The 20,185-nt window shown below is 27.3% G+C and carries 20 protein-coding genes; 16 read left to right on the top strand and 4 right to left on the bottom strand.

Translation table 11 applies throughout. The features are described from left to right. Positions 1-34 precede the first annotated feature (34 nt). The 6 genes from ABXT65_RS04725 to rsmA are packed head-to-tail and all read left to right on the top strand — an operon-like array spanning position 35 to position 7,345. Entirely contained in the window at positions 35-1,171 is a 1,137-nt protein-coding gene (locus tag ABXT65_RS04725; RefSeq protein ID WP_415322622.1) for an LptF/LptG family permease, read from the top strand. Then, positions 1,171-2,244: an LptF/LptG family permease gene (locus tag ABXT65_RS04730; RefSeq protein WP_415322624.1), complete on the top strand. Its 1,074-nt coding sequence runs from the start codon at positions 1,171-1,173 to the stop codon at positions 2,242-2,244. The genes ABXT65_RS04725 and ABXT65_RS04730 overlap by 1 nt, the downstream gene beginning before the upstream one ends. Then, positions 2,234-4,678: an LPS-assembly protein LptD gene (locus ABXT65_RS04735; protein WP_415322626.1), complete on the top strand. Its 2,445-nt coding sequence runs from the start codon at positions 2,234-2,236 to the stop codon at positions 4,676-4,678. Before ABXT65_RS04730 ends, ABXT65_RS04735 begins: the two co-directional genes overlap by 11 nt. 5 nt (positions 4,679-4,683) lie before the next feature. Beyond that, positions 4,684-5,598 (top strand): peptidylprolyl isomerase, encoded by a 915-nt coding sequence (locus ABXT65_RS04740; protein ID WP_415322628.1) that lies wholly within the window; start codon positions 4,684-4,686, stop codon positions 5,596-5,598. Continuing rightward, positions 5,591-6,556 carry a 4-hydroxythreonine-4-phosphate dehydrogenase PdxA gene (locus ABXT65_RS04745; protein WP_415322630.1) on the top strand — a complete coding sequence of 322 codons (966 nt, stop codon included), beginning with the start codon at positions 5,591-5,593 and terminating at the stop codon, positions 6,554-6,556. The genes ABXT65_RS04740 and ABXT65_RS04745 overlap by 8 nt, the downstream gene beginning before the upstream one ends. Continuing rightward, entirely contained in the window at positions 6,557-7,345 is a 789-nt protein-coding gene (rsmA, locus tag ABXT65_RS04750; protein ID WP_415322632.1) for a 16S rRNA (adenine(1518)-N(6)/adenine(1519)-N(6))-dimethyltransferase RsmA, read from the top strand. On the opposite strand, the gene gmk is transcribed toward rsmA, so the two are convergent. From gmk to fabD, 4 genes are read right to left on the bottom strand one after another with little or no spacing between them, the layout of a single operon-like run. Continuing rightward, entirely contained in the window at positions 7,334-7,966 is a 633-nt protein-coding gene (gene gmk / locus ABXT65_RS04755; protein ID WP_415322634.1) for a guanylate kinase, read from the bottom strand. The genes rsmA and gmk overlap by 12 nt on opposite strands. Before the next feature lie 9 nt (positions 7,967-7,975). Continuing rightward, positions 7,976-8,215, bottom strand: coding sequence for an acyl carrier protein (locus ABXT65_RS04760; RefSeq protein WP_415290920.1), 240 nt, complete (start codon positions 8,213-8,215; stop codon positions 7,976-7,978). 48 nt (positions 8,216-8,263) lie between these two features. Further along, positions 8,264-9,001: a 3-oxoacyl-[acyl-carrier-protein] reductase gene (gene fabG, locus ABXT65_RS04765; RefSeq protein WP_415322636.1), complete on the bottom strand. Its 738-nt coding sequence runs from the start codon at positions 8,999-9,001 to the stop codon at positions 8,264-8,266. After that, complete coding sequence (fabD, locus tag ABXT65_RS04770; RefSeq protein ID WP_415322638.1) at positions 8,994-9,926, bottom strand: ACP S-malonyltransferase; 933 nt, start codon at positions 9,924-9,926, stop codon at positions 8,994-8,996. Before fabD ends, fabG begins: the two co-directional genes overlap by 8 nt. A gap of 86 nt (positions 9,927-10,012) precedes the next feature. Between fabD and rpsF the strand changes: the two genes are divergently transcribed. From rpsF to ABXT65_RS04820, 10 genes are all read left to right on the top strand, one after another. Next, on the top strand, positions 10,013-10,378 hold the full coding sequence (rpsF, locus tag ABXT65_RS04775) for a 30S ribosomal protein S6 (protein WP_415322640.1): 366 nt from the start codon (positions 10,013-10,015) through the stop codon (positions 10,376-10,378). Between the two features lie 2 nt (positions 10,379-10,380). After that, positions 10,381-10,659 (top strand): 30S ribosomal protein S18, encoded by a 279-nt coding sequence (rpsR, locus tag ABXT65_RS04780; RefSeq protein WP_415276086.1) that lies wholly within the window; start codon positions 10,381-10,383, stop codon positions 10,657-10,659. Then, a complete protein-coding gene (rplI, locus tag ABXT65_RS04785; RefSeq protein ID WP_415322642.1) occupies positions 10,660-11,118 on the top strand; it encodes a 50S ribosomal protein L9 in 459 nt (152 codons plus the stop codon). Positions 11,119-11,185: 67 nt separating this feature from the next. Then, a complete protein-coding gene (locus ABXT65_RS04790; protein ID WP_415322644.1) occupies positions 11,186-12,604 on the top strand; it encodes a replicative DNA helicase in 1,419 nt (472 codons plus the stop codon). Positions 12,605-12,626: 22 nt separating this feature from the next. Further along, positions 12,627-15,011 (top strand): efflux RND transporter permease subunit, encoded by a 2,385-nt coding sequence (locus tag ABXT65_RS04795; protein WP_415322646.1) that lies wholly within the window; start codon positions 12,627-12,629, stop codon positions 15,009-15,011. A gap of 8 nt (positions 15,012-15,019) precedes the next feature. After that, positions 15,020-15,565, top strand: a complete 546-nt coding sequence (locus tag ABXT65_RS04800; protein WP_415322648.1) for a CvpA family protein — start codon at positions 15,020-15,022, stop codon at positions 15,563-15,565. Then, entirely contained in the window at positions 15,519-17,000 is a 1,482-nt protein-coding gene (purF, locus tag ABXT65_RS04805) for an amidophosphoribosyltransferase (protein ID WP_415322650.1), read from the top strand. Before ABXT65_RS04800 ends, purF begins: the two co-directional genes overlap by 47 nt. Before the next feature lie 65 nt (positions 17,001-17,065). After that, positions 17,066-18,361 (top strand): glutamate--cysteine ligase, encoded by a 1,296-nt coding sequence (locus ABXT65_RS04810; protein WP_415322652.1) that lies wholly within the window; start codon positions 17,066-17,068, stop codon positions 18,359-18,361. Further along, positions 18,351-19,280, top strand: coding sequence for a glutathione synthase (gene gshB / locus ABXT65_RS04815; RefSeq protein WP_415322654.1), 930 nt, complete (start codon positions 18,351-18,353; stop codon positions 19,278-19,280). The genes ABXT65_RS04810 and gshB overlap by 11 nt, the downstream gene beginning before the upstream one ends. Beyond that, entirely contained in the window at positions 19,277-20,137 is an 861-nt protein-coding gene (locus ABXT65_RS04820; protein ID WP_415322656.1) for a DMT family transporter, read from the top strand. The genes gshB and ABXT65_RS04820 overlap by 4 nt, the downstream gene beginning before the upstream one ends. Positions 20,138-20,185: the final 48 nt, after the last annotated feature.

Below are 20,185 nucleotides of genomic sequence, written 5' to 3' on the forward strand. Positions count from 1 at the left end.
GAGTGCTATATATGAGCAAAATTATCATATTTCAATGAAAAAAATTATTTTAAATAAAATAGGATTAGATTGTTTCAAATTTTTCTTACTTTCTACGTTCACTATATCATTGATAATCTGGGTGTTACAGGCTGTTAATTATCTAGATATCGTAATAGAAGACGGTCATGGTTTTATAGTTTATTTAAAATACACCCTGTTAAGCTTTCCTAAAATATTTGATAAGATTCTGCCATTTACTCTTTTTTTTTCTTTTACATACACATTATTAAGCTACGAAAAAAAAAATGAACTTGTTATATTTTGGAACTTTGGAGTTCATAAAAAAACATTTATACATTATTTTATAAAAATATCACTTCTCTTTATAATTTTGAATTTACTCTTAAGCTCTATTGTGGTCCCAACAGCACTAGATAAGGGAAGATCCTTCATCAGAACTTCTGATCTAGATTTTTTTGAATCAGTTTTAAAGCCTAAAAAATTTATAGATGTTATAAAAAATTTAACTATATATTTTGACAAAAAAACACCAGATGGAGTTCTTGTAAATATTTTTCTAAAAGATGATAAAGAAAATAATGATTTTCAAATTACATATGCCAAAAATGGAGAGCTCCAGACTAGAAACGGTAAAAAAATTTTAGTTTTATATGATGGAAAAACAATAACAAAAAAAAATGAAAGCATTTCTCAATTTAAGTTTTCTAAAACTGATTTTAATTTTTCACAAATAGAAACAAAGACTATTTCAACTATAAAAACTCAAGAAAACTCAACCAAACATTTGATAGCCTGTGCAGTACTTTTAAATAAAGTTAAGAATAAAAAAAAAACCCACAACGCTGTGAATAATATTAGTAACTGTAGGTTGGGGAATTTGGAAAATATCTATAAAGAAATTTATGGAAGAATTATAACACCTCTTTATTGCACAATATTAGTAATGATATCACTTTTTTTGATAATAAAATCAAAACATGAAAGTACATTTAGGTTTTATAAATTTAAAATTTATGCTTATGGGTTTCTTTTAATTCTTTTTTTAGAAATATCATTAAAATTTATTGGAGCAAATCTTTTGCATAATTTGTTTTTTATAATTTTACCCTTTGCACTCTCAGCACTTCTGTACTTTCTTTTAATAAATAAACTAAACTTTAAAATTTAATGAAAACATATAATAAATATTTATTAAAACTATTTAGTAATTCATTTTCTAAAGTATTTTTGGTTTTTTTTGGAATTATTTTGATAATAAATATTATTGAACAAATAGATTTTTTTAAAAAAATTGATGTAGATTTTTATTTTCCAATATTTTTATCACTATTAAACACTCCTTCTATTATTTTTGAACTATTGCCTTTTATATTTATGATATCAACACAAATCATATTTATTAAACTTATAGATAATAACGAGCTTGAAATTTTCAAATATTCAGGTGTTACTAACTACACCCTGATTAAATTAATTTCAATTTTCTCACTAATTTTTGGTTTTATTTGTATAATCTTTTTTTATAATTTCTCTTCAGTGTTAAAAAAAACTTATATTGAAATTAAAAATAATTATTCTAATGACAATAAGTATCTAGCAGTAATAACTGAAAATGGCTTATGGATTAGAGATGAAAAAAAGGAAGGAATAAACATCATAAATGCAAAAAAAATAGATGGCTCTTTTTTATTGGATGTTTTGATAACACAATTAGATAAAAAATATGAATTGGTTAGAATAATTCAAAGTAAAAAAGTTAACATTTCTAATAAAGAGTGGTTAGTTTTAATGCCAAAAATATCCATTCAGAACAAAACATTCACACTTGATAGTATTAAATTAAATTCAAATTTTGATCTTGAAAAAATTAACAGTTTATTTTCACAGTTATCTACACTTTCAATTATTGAACTTTTTGAACTTCGAAGTAGCTATCAGTCTTTAAATTATTCAATAATTGAAATCAATTCCCACTTATACAAAATAATTTCTTACCCTTTTTATTTAACATTGCTAGTTGTGCTATCTTCAATAATTATGTTTAATATTGGTTATAGGAGAAATTTATTATTTAGAATTATTTTTGGTATCCTCTTGTCTGTAATTATTTATTATATAAATTATTTCTTTAATATATTGGGTACAAGTGAAAAAATACCTTTAGCTTTGTCGATTTTTCTTCCATTAATTATATTATCAATAATAAATATCACTTCTATAATAAAAATAAATGAAAAATAAATTTTATATAACTATATTTTCTCTGTTTTTAAATCTTTGTTATTTTAACCAATTGTTTGCTGAAGAATTTACTTTTCAGGTCTCAGAAATAGAAATTACAAATAATGGTAATATTTACAAAGGAATTAAAAGAGGGGATATAATTACTAATAATGGAATTAAATTAATTTCAGATAATTTTAAATATCAAAAAAAAATTAATCAACTAGAAGCGTTTGGGAATGTTAAATTAATAGATACTATAAATGATATAATAATTGATGCAGATAATATTGTTTACTTAAAAGATGAAGAAAAAATTTTTACAGTAGGTAAAACAAAAATTATTATTGAAAAAAAATATACCATCAACGGTTCTAATATTATTTTACTTAGAGATAAGCTCTTATTGTCTTCTTTAAAGCAAACTATGATTAGTGATAAAATCAATAACCTCTATAATCTTAATGAATTTGAATACTCAATAAATAAAGAGATACTAAAAGGAAAAAATGTTGAAATTATTACAAATTATTTAGAGCAAGATAGTAATGAATATTTTTTTGAAACAGCATTTATTGATTTAAAAAATAATAAATTTTTATCTAAAGACGTTAAGGCAAAATTTAATAAATCATTATTTGGTGATAAAGAAAATGACCCACGGTTAAATGCAGCTACTGCTTACGGTGATGAATTTAATACTTATTTTGAACAGGGTATTTTTACTTCTTGTAAAAAGAATGATAAATGCCCACCTTGGAAAATTAAATCAAAAAAAATAAGGCATGATAAAATAAAAAAACAAATTATTTACAAAGATGCCTGGCTAGAAATTTATGATTTTCCTGTTGCTTATTTTCCTAAGTTCTTTCACCCAGACCCTAGTGTAACAAGACAGTCTGGATTTTTAAAGCCAGCACTTGGAAGTTCGGGTAATTTAGGCAGTTCTATTTATACTCCTTATTTCCACGTTATGTCTGATGACAGGGATATAACCGTAAAACCTCGAATATTTGGAGCTGATAAATTTGTGCTACAAAATGAATTTAGACAAAAATCTAAAAATTCGCTCTCTGTAGTGGATTTTAGTTTTGCTAAAGGACATGATTCAAGTTTAGATGATAAAAAAGATAACAGAACCCATTTTTTTTTAAAAAGTTTTGTAGATCTTAACTTAGAAAAATTTCTAACTAGCACGCTTGATATACAATTTGAAAAAGTTTCCAATGATAATTATTTAAAGCTGTTTAACTTGACATCACCTTTAATCGACGGTGATAATGACGTGCTTGAATCAATAGTAAAATTAGAGCTAGAAAGTGAAGACTACTATTTTACCACAAGTCTTGAACAATATGAAACTTTAGCTGGCTTAAATAATGATCGATATCAGCACGTATTACCTAATTACAATTTTATTAAAGATTTTAATATCCAAAATATAAATGGCAGTTTTAATTTCAATACAAGCGGAAGTAACACGCTGACTTCAACAAATAATCTTGCAACTGTTATTTCTAATGATCTGCAATTTAATTCTTATAATAAATACTTTGATACAGGTATAAAAAGTAACTATGGTATTTCAATAAAAAACATAAATACACTTGGAAAGAAAAGTACTTCATACAAAAATAGTGCCCATTCCAATCTAATGACTTCTTATATTTTTAACACTTCGTTACCACTAATGAAGAATAATGAAAAAAGTATAAATTTTTTTATACCAAAATTATCTTTTAAATTTAATCCGCATAATGTGAAGAATAATAATACGTTAGAAAGAAAAATAGATATAAATAATATTTACAATCATAATAGATTGGCGTTAGACAATTCATTAGAGGGAGGAGATTCTCTAACAATTGGTTTTGATTTTAAAAAGAATAAAATTACTTCTACAAATGATATTAAGGAGATTGAAGATTTCCTAGAATTAAAAATGGCTACTGTTTTTAGAAATGAAGAAGAATCCAGTATACCACAAAATAGCACTTTAAATAAAAAAAAATCAAACATCTTTGGTCAATTAAACTACAAGGTAAATAATATATTTTCTATGAACTATGATTTTTCAATTAAAGACGATCTAAATACAATTGAGTATAGTTCATTAGATACGATATTTGATTTTCATAACTTCAGAACACAATTTAATTTCTTGCAAGAAAGAGGCGTCTTGGGAAATGCAGATGTACTTGAAAATAAAACTAAATATAATTTTGATGATACAAATTCATTATCTTTTAGCACAAGAAGAAATAGAAATCTAAACTTAACAGAATATTATGATTTAATATATCAATATAAAAATGACTGTTTAATTGCAGGTATTCAATATAAAAAAAAATTTTATAATGATGCGGACATAAAACCGGTGGAGGAGTTATTTTTTTCTATTACGCTTATTCCACTTGCAACTTTTTCGCCTGATAAAATGATTTTAAAATAAAAATAATGAAAATATTTTGCTATATAATAATATCTATATTCTTTTTTAATTTTACTTACTCAATAGAGTCAAAAATAATTTATAAGATACAAAACGAAATTATCACTAATATTGATTTAAAAAATGAATTTAAGTATCTGTTAGTACTAAACAACAGATTAAAAGATTTAGATAAAGATAAGGCATTTTTAATATCTAAGGAGTCTCTAATTAGGGATAAAATTAAGAAAATTGAAATAATGGAAAATTTTGAAAATTTAAAAATAGATCAAAAATATGAAGATATTTTAATAAGAAATATATATTTAAAATTAGAATTAGATAATAAAGATCAATTCATAGAATATCTGAAAAAATATGATTTAAAACTTAAGAGCATTATCGAAAAAATTACAATTAATGCACTTTGGAATGATCTAATATTTAGAAAATACTCTGCTAAAATAGAAATTAACGAAAAAAAAATAAAAAATAAAATAGATTTAACAAACCAGCAAACTACAAGAGATTTTTTACTTTCTGAAATTGTCTATGAGGTCAAAAATAAAAAAGAAATTAATAAAAAATTTATTGAAATTAAAAAAAGTATAAAAGATATTGGTTTTGAAAATACTGTATCTTTATTTAGCATTTCTGCTTCAGCTAAAACAGGTGGAAATATAGGATGGGTTAATGAAAAATCTCTTAGTGAGGATATACTTAAAAATATTGAAAAAATGAAAGACAATCTTACACAGCCAATAATTTTACCTAATGCTATTCTGGTGTTAAAAATTAACGAAGTTAAAAAATCAACCTTAAAAATTGACTACGATATAGAATTAAAAAAGGCTATAGATTATGAGAGAAACAAGCAGCTTAATCAGTACTCTATAATTTATTTTAATAAAATTAAAAAAAATCTAGACTTTAATGAATAAAGAACCCATAATTATTGTAGCTGGTGAACCTAACAGTATTTTCTTTGAAATTTTTTTTAAAAGTATAAAAAAAAATAGATACAAAAGTCCCTTGATAATTATTGGATCAAAAGAATTGCTTGAAAAACAGATGATAAAGTTAGGTTTTTTTTATAAAATTAATACTATTGATAAAAACTTTAATAACTTTAAAAAATTAAATAATAAAATGATTAATTTAATTAATGTAAAATACAAATTTAAAAATTGTTTTGAAGATATTTCAAATAAATCTAATGATTATATAGAAGAAACTTTTGATGTTGCTCTAAAAATTATAGTAAAAAATAACTTCTCCAAGTTAATAAATGGGCCTATTTCGAAAAAACATTTTTTAAAAGGAAAAACTTTAGGTATGACTGAATATTTAGCAAAAAAAACAAGAAAAAATAATAATATTGCTATGTTAATTTTTAATAAAAAATTATCAGTAAGTCCAATTACAACACATCTTGCTTTAAAAGATGTGCATAAACATATCTCAAAAAAAAAAATATATACTCATGTTGAACTTATTACTGAATTTTATAAAAAAAATTTTAAGAAAAAACCAAAAATTGCAATAACGGGGTTAAATCCACATTGCGAAAGTAATTTTAAAAAATCTGAAGAGAACACTTCAATTATTCCTGCAATTAAAAAACTAAAAAATCAAAAATTTAGAGTTGAAGGGCCATTTCCTGCTGATACTATTTTCATAAAAGAACACTTTAAAAAGTTTGATGTAATTATTGGAATGTATCATGATCAAGTCCTCACTCCATTGAAAGCATTATTTGGCTTTGATGCAATTAATATAACTCTGGGCTTACCATTTGTGCGTATTTCACCAGATCATGGCCCAAATTCTTCTATGCTAGGTAAGAATTTATCTGACCCCACAAGTTTAATGAAAGCTTTAAAATTTTTAGATAAATAAATGTTTATTAGACCCAAAAAAAGCTTAGGGCAAAATTTTTTAATAGATCGTAATGTGCTAGAGTTGATCGCTGATACAGTTGACATTGCAAATAAAGAAGTTTTAGAAATAGGTCCTGGTAGTGGAAATTTAACCTCTTTTCTTCTAAAAAAAAACCCATCAAAAGTTTATGTAATTGAAAAAGATGACGAGCTAGCTCTATTATTGCAAGATAAATTTTCTGATGAAATTAAAATTATTAATGATGATGTTTTGAAAATATCTGAAGATAAAATTTCTAATGAAAAGCTGACTGTATTTGGAAATTTGCCTTATAATATTTCAACTGAAATTCTTTCAAAATGGATAACAAATCTAAATATAAAAATTTGGTTTGAAAGCTTAGTGCTAATGTTTCAAAAGGAAGTGGCTGAAAGAATTATTGCAGAATCTAATACCTCAAAATATGGAAGGTTATCTATTTTATCAAACTGGAAATTAAATATCAAAAAAATAATAGACATTAAACCTCAAAGTTTTTCTCCAAGACCAAAGGTTGATAGTACACTACTGCTATTCACCCCTAGAAATAATATTTTTGAACTAAAAGATGCAAAAAATCTTGAAATGATTACTAGAGTTTTTTTTAGTCAAAGAAGAAAAATGCTTAAAAAACCTTTTAATCAGGTTTTTACCAATGCAAAAGAAGTTGCAGATAAATTTAATATTGATCTTAATCTTAGACCTCAAAATCTTGAACCTGAAATATACTTCAAACTTGTTAAGGAATATGAGAATTTAAGACGTTAATTTATTTATATGTTTTCTAATATATTCTTTGTCATAATCTTTTGAGCCATTATTAATTTCTGCATCAATTAAATTGCTAATTTTAGAATAACACTCGTCAAGATTGTCATTTATAATTACATAATCATAGTTTATCCAGTGTAAAACATCTCTGCTGAATTCTTTCATTCTCTCGTCTACAATTAGCTTATCTTTCATATCTCTATTAGAGAGTCTTTCAAACAAAACTTTTTTACTTGGTGGAAGTATAAAAAAAGTAATTAACTTATAATTTAATTTTTTATTTTTAATTTGATCTGCACCCTGCCAATCAATATCAAATATTACATTCTCGCCTTTTTCTAATTTCTCTATAACAGGTGTTCTTGTTGTTCCATAAAGGTGATTAAAAACTCTTGCATACTCCAGAAATTCTTCATTTTTAATCAGCCTCTCAAATTTTTCATACTTGACAAAATAATAATCTTTATCTGCAACTTCACTAGGTCTTGCTTTTCGAGTTGTGTGAGATATTGATATATGAAAGTTTTTATCTTTAGATAGCAGTTTTACTAAAGTGGTTTTACCTGCCCCAGATGGGGATGATAAAATCACCATTATCCCATCTTTTTTTACGGACATTTTAAATTTCTAATTTGCTTTGCCTGCTATAAAATTAACAGCATCACCTACAGTAAGAATTTTTTCAGCTTCACTATCTGAAATTTCTGAACCAAATTCTTCTTCAAAAGCCATCACTAATTCAACGGTGTCTAAACTATCTGCTCCAAGATCATCTATAAAACTTGAATCATCTAATACTTTAGCTTCATCTATACCCAGATGGTCTGCTACAATTTTTTTAACTTTGTTTGAAATATCTTCTGACATAATGTTCCTTTTTGTTATATTTCGTTATTAGTTCAAAAAGTAGTTTTGTCAACCCAAATACATGCCTCCATTAACATGTAATGTTTCGCCATTAATATAGTCTGACTGATCTGAACTTAAGAAATTTACAGCTTTTGCAATATCCTCTGGTTTTCCTAGTCTATTAGATGGAATTTTGGCTATAATTGCCTCTTTATGTTTTTCATCAATCCGATCTGTCATAGCGGTACTTATAAAGCCAGGAGATATGCAATTCACATTTATATTTTTTTTTGCATATTCAATAGCAAGACTTTTAGACATAGCAACAATGCCTGCTTTTGAAGCTGTGTAGTTTGCTTGACCGGCATTTCCTGTGTGCCCAACCACCGATGTAATATTAATAATTTTTCCAGACTTACTTTTAAGCATCTTTTTAATGGAATATTTACACATTAAAAATGTTGAGGTTAAATTTATGTTTATGACTTTAGTCCACTCCTCTAAGCTCATTCTAATTGTTAAGTTATCTTTTGTAATACCAGCATTGTTGATTATACAATCAAGTGATCCACCTAACTCTTCAGTTGCATTATTTATAAACTCTTCAATTTTTTCATGCTGAGAGATGTCAAACTTGAGTATTTTAATATCATTAAATTTTACCTTTAGTTCTTCTAGCTTTTCAATTCTTGTACCTGTGGCTAAAATATTAGCCCCATTCTCGTGCAGTTTTTCGACTATTGAGTTGCCTATACCACCCGATGCACCAGTAATTATAATATTTTTATTTTTTAAACTACTCATCAATATTAATCAACTTTATATCCTCTTCTGTGTTTATTGCACTAACTTTAACATTTTTATCAATTCTTTTGATTAAACCAGATAAAACTTTACCCGGTCCTATTTCTATAAATTGATTAATTCCTTTATTAATCATTAGTAAAACGCTTTCTCTCCAACGAACTCTACTTTCAATTTGTTTAACCAATAAATCTTTCAACTCATTTGAATTACTTATTTCTTTTCCAGTTACATTCGAAATTAAAATATTTTCAGGTTCTTTAAAATTTAACTTTTCAATCTCTTCATTCATGACAAGTGTTGCTTTGTTCATTAATTTACAATGAAATGGTGCACTTACAGGAAGTTTAATATTTTTAATATTGGCAGATTTTAAATCAACCATCATTTTTTCTAGATCTTCAATATTGCCACTTAGTACTATTTGACCTGCAGAATTATCATTTGCAATATAACATTCATATTTAGTTTTATTTTCACTAATAAAATTTTCAATTGTTTCGATTTCAGAACCTAAAACTGCAACCATCCCACCCACTCCTTTTGGAACAGAGTTTTGCATGGCCTTTCCTCTAATTTTTAATATTTTTAAAGTATGCGAAAATGATAATACTCCAGCTGAGGCTAACGCTGAATACTCCCCCAAAGAATGCCCGGCAAAAAAATTTGCTTTATTTAGGTTAATATCAAATTCTTCTTTAATTAATTTAAATATTGAATAACTTATTAAAAATATAGCAGGTTGAGTATTTTCAGTTAAATTTAGGTCTTCTTTAGGTCCGTTAAGAATAAGGTTTGATAACGGAAAATCAAGCGTGTCATCAGCTTCTTTGAATAAATCTTTAACTAGGGTATATTTATTGTAAAAGTCTTTACCCATTCCAACTAATTGTGAGCCTTGACCAGGGAAAATAACAGAAAACATTTAATTATTTAAACTTTATTGTGGTTTTAAGTGTTGTAATTCAATTGTTATAATAGTATATCCTCACTTTTTATTAAAGAACAATTATGAATTTATACGAACACACTATAGTTGCTAGACAAGATACCAGTCCTGCTCAGGTTAAACAATTAACTGAGAAATATTCTAAAATAGTAGAGAAAAATGATGGTGAAATAGTACAAACTGAAGATTGGGGTTTGTTAAATTTGGCATATGCTATTAAAAAAAATAAAAAAGGCATCTACATGCACTTTAAGATTAAAGGTTCTGGAAAAATTATTGATGAATTAGAAAAAAATGAAATTATTGATAAAAATCTTTTAAGATATATGACTGTTAGAGTTAAAAAATTCGATTTAGAAGCAAAATATTTTTCAAAAAAAGATGAGTACGAAAAAAAGGAATACAAAAAAGATTATAATAGAGATTAATTATGCCATCAAAAAAAAGAGCAGGAAATAAGAAAAAAGGTAGCCAAAGTAACTTTGCAAAATTAAGCATATTCCAGCCTAACAAATATAAGTTCAAAAAATCTTGCCCACTTTCAGTTAAAGGTGCACCAGAAGTTGATTATAAAAATATAAGATTATTAAAAAAATATATGTCTGAGAATGGTAAAATTTTACCTTCAAGAATTACAAATGTTTCACAAAAAAAACAAAGAGAGCTTTCATTGTCTATTAAGAGAGCTAGAAACTTGGCATTGATTTAAATGAAAGTTATACTTTTAGAAAATTTAAGAAGAATTGGGTCTATTGGGGAAATCATAGATGTTAAAAGAGGTTTTGCTAGAAACTATCTAATCTCAAACAAAAAAGCTCTTTATGCTTCAAAAGAAAATATTGCTGAGGTTGAAAAAATTAAATCTGAGCTAGGAAAGAAAGATGATGAAAAAAAAAAAGAAGCGCAAAAAATTTCAGAACAAATCAATAATAAAGAATATGAAATTAAAAAATTAAGCACAGAAAACAAAGAACTTTACGGTTCAGTTAAGCCAACAGAAATTTCAAAATTAATACAAGAAAATGATAAATTGGATATTAAACCTTCAATGATACAACCAATAACTGAAATTAAATCACTTGGTAAATTTAAAGTAAAAATTATTTTACACTCTGAAATAGACTCTGAAATTACTGTTAATGTAGTTACAGCAGAAACTATTCAGTAATTATACAATTTTTTCCCCAGCATATATTTGTTATTTTTTTAAATCTTATATCGGTTAAGATTTATTTATGGAAAATAATCTAAGTATTGTTAAGGACACCTTTAAAGAACTCCCCAACAACATTGAAGCTGAACAAGCGGTAATTGGATCAATATTAGTACAAAATGAAATATTTGATGAAATTAATACTATTATTTCTAGTATTAACTTTTATGACCCTATGCATCAGAGTATTTTTTCAGCAATTGAAAGTCTAATTTATAAAGGGATGCTTGCAAACCCAATCACTTTAAAAAATTATTTTGAAAATGAAAAAGATGAACTAAATGTTCCTGAATACTTAGTCAAAGTTACAAAATTTTCAACACCACCAAGGCAAGCAATCGAGTATTCAAGAATTATTTACGATATGTTTGTAAGAAGAGAGTTAATTAAAATATCTGAAAATACAATTGATGCTGCAAAGCTAAACGCTCTTGATGTCAACGGACAAAATATAATTGAAAATTCAGAAAGATTACTATTTGATCTTGCTGAAAAAGGATCTTTTAACTCTTCATTAGTTAAATTTGATGAGGCAATGAAACAAACTATTGAAATGGCTTCTGCTGCCTACCGAAACGATGAAGGAATTGTAGGTGTGCCGACTGGTTTAAGAGATTTGGATGATAGATTGGGTGGATTGCATAATTCAGATTTAATTATTATTGCAGGAAGACCTTCTATGGGAAAGACAGCTCTTGCCACAAATATTGCATTTAATGCGGCTCAAAAATTACAAGAAAAAGGAAAAAAATCTGCAGTTGCTTTTTTTTCACTAGAGATGTCATCAGAACAATTATCAACCAGGATTTTAGCAGAACAGTCTAGAATTAAATCAAATGATATTAGAAGAGGGAGAATTTCTGATGAGCAGTTTGATAAATTTATTGAAACCTCAAAAAATATATCAGAACTTCCTTTATATATAGATGAAACCCCTGCTATCAGTATTGCTGCAATGAGCAACAGAGCAAGACGTATTAAAAGGTTATTTGGTTTAGATCTAATAGTCGTTGATTATATTCAGCTCATGAGAGGGTCGGGAAATAATAGAGACGGTAGAGTTCAAGAAATTTCTGAAATAACTCAGGGGCTTAAGGCGATGGCAAAAGAACTTAAACTTCCTGTGATTGCACTTTCTCAATTATCAAGAGCAGTAGAACAAAGGGATGATCACAAACCACAATTATCAGATTTAAGAGAATCTGGGTCAATCGAGCAAGATGCTGATGTTGTGATGTTTGTATATAGAGAGGCATATTACCTGGAAAGAAAAGAGCCAAGACCTGCAACTGTAGAGCATGCAGAATGGCAAGCTAAAATGAATGAAGTTTCAAACTTGGCTGAACTTATTATCGGAAAACAACGACACGGTCCTACTGGCAATGTTATGGTAGAATTTGAAGCAATGTTTACTAAATTTAAAGATACTCAAATTAACTAATATCCAATATAAATAGTTCTAAATGCTATCTCATTTATACCAAAACATTGTTTTAAAAAATCCCAAATCTATTTTTGTATTACTTTTAATTACACTATTGAGTTTTGGTTATTTTTCTAAAGATTTTAGGTTAGATGCTTCTTCTGATACTCTTTTAATTGAAGGAGACCCAGACCTTGAATATCTAAAAGAGATTACCCAGAGGTATGGCTCAAAAGAGTTTTTAGTTTTAACCTATACACCTAATGAAGGAATGGTTACTGAATCCTCAATTAACAACCTTTTAAGCTTAAAATATAAAATTCAAAGTTTGGACTGGGTTCACAGTGTTATAACATTATTAGATATCCCTTTACTCAATAATTCAGAGGCTCCTGTTCAAGAAAGATTAGAAAGTTTTAAAACGTTAAAAGATGAAAATGTAGATACAGAGAGAGGATTTAAAGAAATACTAAATAGTCCTGTCTTTAGAAATTTTGTCATTAGTGAAGATGGTAAAACAAGTGGTGTGATTGTTTATATTAAAAAAGATGAACTAAAAGATATAAAGAGCAAAACTGAAAAGGAAATAGAAATATATAAAGACACCTTAAAGAAAAAAAACCATGAAAATATTACCCAAATAAGACAGGTAATTGAAAGCTACGAAGATATTGGAAAAATTTATCTAGGAGGTATTCCAATGATTGCTGATGACATGATGTCATTTATTAAAAGCGATATAATTGTTTTTGGTTTAGGTGTTCTTTTATTTATCATCGCAACACTTTGGTTTATATTTAGAAAATTAATTTGGATTATAATACCAATTAGTAGTTGCTTCTTTTCAGTTTTAATCATGACCGGTCTTCTAGGTCTTTTAGGTTGGAAAGTTACTGTCATCTCATCAAACTTCATAGCTCTAATGTTAATCTTAACTATGGCAATGAATATTCATATGAGTACTCGTTTTTTACAATTAAGAAATGATTTTACAAACTTGAGTAACTTTGAAATTATCTCAATGACAACTGGAAGAATGTTTTGGCCAATTATTTACACCGTTCTAACAACTGTATGTGCCTTTTTATCTTTAATTTTTAGTGACATTAAGCCCATTATTGATTTTGGCTGGATGATGACTTTAGGACTGATTACATCTTTTGTAATTACATTCACTCTACTTCCTACGCTCCTAGGTTTTGTGTCTAATAATAATATAAAGATCAAACAAGATGGCGATTCAAAAATTACTTCTTTTTTTGGAAAAATCTCGATTAATAATAAAAATTCTATATTTGTAATTACTGGTCTTGTTATTATTTTAAGTATTGTTGGAATAAGCCGCCTTGAAGTTGAAAATAGTTTTATAAATTATTTTAATAAAAATACAGAAATATATAAAGGTATGAAGCTTATTGATGAAAAGTTAGGTGGTACTACACCCTTAGAAATTATATTAAAATTTCCTACTAAAATAAAAGTGAAGACAGCTGAGGATGATGACTTTGAAGATTGGGGGGTTGATGAAAATCAAAATGATGAAAAATACTGGTTTACCAAAGATAAGGTTGATAAAATTCAAGCTGTTCACAACTATTTGGACAGTTTAACGGCTGTTGGAAAAGTTTTATCACTTAGCTCAATTATAGAAGTTGCTACACAACTAAATAACAACAAGCCTTTAGGAACGTTAGAAATGGGTGTCCTATACTCAAAAATTCCTGAAAGTATAAAAAAAGATATTATAGATCCATATATCTCGATTAAAGACAATGAGGCTAGAATAAGTTTGAGAATTATTGACTCACAAGATGGCTTGAGAAGAAACGATTTAATAAATCAAATAAATTATGATCTAGAAAATAAATTAAATTTAAACAAGGAGGAATTTAAACTTGCAGGTGTTTTAATTTTATTTAACAATTTGCTTCAAAGTCTTTTTAAATCACAGATACTTACGTTGGGACTAGTTATGATTGGAATTTTTTTAATGTTTATGATTTTGTTTAGAAATATTAAATTATCTTTAATAGGAGTGGTGCCAAACTTTATTGCTGCTTTTTTTATTTTAGGGATTATTGGGTTATTGGGAATACCTCTAGATATGATGACTATAACAATTGCTGCAATTACCATCGGTATTGCTGTGGATAATAGTATTCACTATATTTACAGATTTAAAGAGGAATTTCTTAAAAATAAAGATTATAATCAAACTCTTAAAATATGTCACTCTACTGTTGGTGTGGCAATACTTAACACATCAATCACTATTGTGTTTGGGTTTTCAATTTTAGTTTTTTCCAAATTTATACCCACAATTTATTTCGGAGTGTTCACCGGTATAGCCATGCTGTTTGCTATGATCTCAGTATTAACTCTATTACCCTCTCTTATCTTAATAAGTAAACCATTTGGAAAATAAAAATAAATATGATTGATGCTTTACAAGATTTTTATAAAGCGATCTCAATTATAGATTTAATTTTTTTACTCGTCACTATTTGGTCTGTGATTAAATGTTATAGTAAGGGTTTTGTTTTAAGCTTACTTTCGCTTTCAAAATGGATTTTAGCTTATGTTGTAACTTTGATTTTATTTCCTAGAATTAAACCATATTTTAAAAATATAATTGATAGCGAATACGTACTTGATATCACACTTGGTTTGGCAATTTTTATTCTTGTAATTTTTATAATACTAATAGTGAATAAAGGAATTAGTAAGACTGTGAAGTTTGTTGGACTGGGAAGACTCGATTCTATTTTTGGTTTATTTTTTGGTTTTATTAGAAGCTATGCAATTTGTGTTTGTTTATTTTCAGCTATAGATATTGTCTATAATTATAACAAATGGCCAATTAATACTGATAAATCATACACCTTTCCATACATAGAAAAAGGTAGTATTTATCTTATAAAAGTATTTCCTAATGAAAAAAATTATCAAGATTCTAAAGAAAAAATTGAAGAACTATAACCCAAAACTTAAGGAAGAATGTGGAGTATTTGGTATAAGTAATAGCGATGATGCTGCTGCCCTAACTGCTTTAGGTCTTCATGCGCTTCAGCACAGGGGCCAGGAAGGGTGTGGAATTGTATCATTTGATGGAGAAAAATATCATTCAGAAAAAAGATTTGGTTTAGTTGGGGATAACTTTAACAAAGAAAAGGTATTAAAAAATTTACTTGGAAAACATGCTATAGGTCATAACAGGTACAGTACTACAGGTGAAAATACTTTAAGAAATATCCAACCTTTTTTTGCCGATACTAATGCTGGTGGTATTGGCGTTGCACATAATGGAAATTTAACTAACTCCGTTACACTTAGAAATAAGTTAGTTGAAGATGGTGCAATTTTTTACACAACATCAGATACTGAAACAATTGTTCAATTAATTGCAAAATCAAAAAGAAGCAAAACAGTTGATAAAGTTATTGATGCAATATTTCAAATTCAAGGTGGCTACGCATTGGTTATGCTTACACAAAGTACGTTAATAGGTGTTAGAGACCCACATGGAATACGACCTTTAATTATTGGTAAAATAAAAGACAGTTATGTTCTAGCATCTGAAACATGTGCGCTAGATATTATAGGAGCTAAGTACATAAGGGATGTGGAGAATGGTGAAATTGTTTTGATTGAAAATAATGAATTAAAAAGTTTTAAACCCTTCCCTGCAAGAAAAGTTAGACCTTGCGTTTTTGAATATATTTATTTTGCAAGACCAGATAGTTTATTAGATGGAAAATCAGCTTACGAACATAGAAAAAACTTAGGAACAGAACTTGCTAAAGAAAATAAGATTGATGCAGATATAATAGTCCCTGTACCGGACTCAGGAAATGCTGCGGCACTTGGATTTGCTCAACACTTAGGAATAAATTTTGAATTAGGTTTAATTAGAAACCATTATGTTGGAAGAACTTTTATTGAACCCAGTCAAAAAATTAGAAGTTTGGGTGTTAAATTAAAACTAAATGCTAATAAATCTACAATTAAAGATAAAAGAATTATTTTAATAGACGACTCTTTAGTTAGAGGAACAACTTCACATAAAATTGTTAAAATGCTTTATGACGCTGGTGCAAAAGAAGTTCATGTTAAAATTGCCTGTCCAGAAATTAGATATCCAGATTTTTATGGGGTGGATACACCAACTAAAAAAGAGCTTCTAGCAGCAAATAAAACCAATGAAGAAATTTGTGAATATATTGGTGCTAAATCTTTAGATTTTCTATCACTTGAGGGATTGTATAGAGCAATAGGATTCGAAAAACGGAATGACACCTATCCTCAATTAACAGATCATTATTTTACTGGAGATTACCCTGTAAAGCCAATTGATATATTGGGTAATGATAAAATAACTCAACTATCTCTACTAAGTACAGCTTCAGGAAATTAAAATAAGCATCATAAAGTTAACTTAAATGGCTTTAAATTAACCTTTATATCACTATATATAAATTAATGATTACCAATAAAAAACATATAATTAATTATTTTAATTCAGGAATTAGAGATACCAAAGATTTTAAAATTGGTATTGAGCATGAAAAGTTTTTATTTGATCAAAATAAAAATAAAAGAGCTGACTACAAAACTATCCTAAAAATGTTTAATGCATTAAGTGAGTTTGGTTGGAAGCCAATAATGGAAAAACAAAATATTATTGGTCTACAAAAAGAAGGTAAAAACATTACACTTGAGCCTGGTAACCAAATAGAATTATCAGGTGACAAATTAAATAATATTCATGAAGCCTGCGCTGAATCTCAAGATTATCTATTTGAATTAAAACAAGTAACTAAAAAAATTGGTTTAAAAATTGTTAGTGCTGGTTTTGATCCAATTTCAGCTCTAAGTGAAGTGCCTAATAACCCTAAGCAAAGATATGAGGTGATGACTAGAGATATGCCTAACGGTGGTTCATTAAGTCTAGATATGATGTATAGAACTTGTGGCACCCAATTAAACCTTGATTACAACTCAGAAGAAGATTTTATAAAAAAATTCAAAATAATTAATTCACTTGTTCCAATATCAATTGCATTATTTGCAAACTCTTCAATAGTTGAGAAAAAAAATAGTGGCTATATGTCTTACAGGTCAAAAGTTTGGCAAGAAACATCTAGAGGAGGTCTTCCTGAAGTTTTTTTTGATAATATGAATTTTGAAAAATATGCAGATTTTGCAATAAACTTTCCTCTTCTGTTCATTCAAAATGATAAAGAATATTTATCTGGAGCAAATTATACATTTTCAGATTTTATGAATGGAAAAATTCAAGAAATAAATAATAAGCTGCCAACAGAAGATGATTTAGCTACCCATCTAAGTACTATCTTTACAGAAAATAGATTAAAAAAATATATAGAATTAAGATCCATGGATACATGTGGTTGGGATTGTTTGTGTGCTGGACCAGCATTTAATACTGGAATTTTATATGGAAATTTAGATGAAACTTTTGAGTTAATTTCTAAATGGGATAAAAATAAAATTATTAATGCGTATTTGGAAGCTCCTAAAAAAGGTTTTAATACAGAATTGATGGGTAAAGATTTATTATATTGGTCATCATTATTGCTTAATTTGTCTAAAAAAGGTTTAGAAAGCAGAGACATTTTAAATAAATCTGGTGAAAACGAGACAAAGTTTTTAAACCATTTAGAAAAATTAATTCATAATAAGACAACAAGTGCAGATCATATGATTAATAAATTTTCCAAAGATGAAAATTTAACTGAACTATATGATAAATAAGATAGTTGCTATTCAAGGAAATCCCCCTTCAGAACTTAACCCAAAAAGCGATACCAGTATATTTCTTGCTGTAGAAGCTCAAAATAGAAATTGTAAAATATTCTATTATGAGCCGAAAGACCTTTCGATAATAAATGATAAAGTGGTAGCTAAGGGCTATTATATAAAATTTACCTATACCAATAAAAAATTTTTTAAAATTGTAAGCAAGCAAACATTGGATTTATCTAAATGCAAGTATCTACTGATACGTCAAGATCCCCCTTTTAACTTAGAGTATATTTCAACTACATACATATTAGATAAAATCAAAGATAAAGTTAAGATTATTAATAGCCCAACGTCTATAAGAAATGTATCAGAAAAGTTATACTCTGCTTCATTTCAAAAATTCATGCCAAATACAATTTTTACAAAAGACATCAGTGAGGTTAATAAATTTTTTATAAAAAATAAAAAAATTATCATCAAACCTATTCATAGCTTCAGTGGAAATGATATTCACCTTATAGAGAAAAAAATTAATAAAAAATTGATTTTAAATTTTATTAAAAAACATGGGCACATCATGTGTCAAAAGTTTTTACCTAAAATTAAACTTGGAGATAAAAGAGTTTTTTTGATTAATGGAAAAATTTGTGGGGCAATTTCAAGAATTCCTAAAAAAGGATCTTTCTTGAGCAACATGAGTAAAGGAGCCATACCTATTGCTACTAAATTAACAAAAATAGAAACAAAAATTTCAAATTTGATTGCTAAAGACCTTAAAAAAAATAATATTTATTTTTCTGGTATTGATTTTATAGATCAAAAACTAAATGGTGACATTAATGTGACTTCGCCTACTGGACTTAAAACTTTTTACGATTTAACAAATATAAATCTTGCTAAAAACTTTTGGAAAGGTTTAGGAGCTTGAACAATTTAACCGAACAACAAAAAGGTTCATTATTAGCTTTTGTCGCAGTAATGTTTATTACACCTGACTCTTTATTCATCAGACTTTCTAACGTTGATACTTGGAGTTTAGTATTTTATCGAGGGCTTATTCCTTTTATTACTGTCTTTCTTGGGATGTTAATAATTTATAAATTAAATTTTTTTAAGATGCTATTTTCAAGTGGCTATCACGGGCTACTTTATATAGGAACTTTTTCAGTTACAAACATTACATTTGTAGTATCGATACAAAATACAAATGTTGCAAATACATTGGTTATGATTGCTATGGCTCCTATGCTGTCTGCAGTTCTTGGGGGGATATTTCTAAAGGAATTACCTGATAAAAAAACATGGGTTACAATATTTATAACTTTTACAGCCGCTATATATATATTCTACGATTCAATACAGCTTGGTAACTTTTTTGGTGACATATTAGGCTTAATAACTGCCTTAGGTTTGGCTGTTGGTGCTGTTACTATTAGATCTGCAAAAGATAAAAATCTAATTCCTGCTGCTGTTGTTGGTAAATTGATTGTCGCTCTATTTGCCCTACTATTTATAGAAAGTTTTGCATTAATGGATCGTGATCTAATTATAGTTCCGCTAATGTGCATTATGTGTGTTGCTATCCCCTTTGTACTGGTAACTATAGCTCCTAGGTTCATTCCTGCTGCTGAAGTGAACTTGTTTTTCTTATTAGAGACGATTATTGGTCCTATCTGGGTATGGCTAATTATTAAAGAACAGCCCAGTCTCGAAACCATCCAAGGTGGGGCTGTGATTATCACTGCCATTGCAATCCACTCTTTTATCAAATTAAAGAATTCATAATTAGAGCACAATAAAGACTTGATTTACATCTAGATCACAAATAAGTAC

The sequence above is a fragment of the Candidatus Pelagibacter sp. Uisw_127 genome (assembly GCF_047722515.1).
Lineage (GTDB): Bacteria > Pseudomonadota > Alphaproteobacteria > Pelagibacterales > Pelagibacteraceae > Pelagibacter.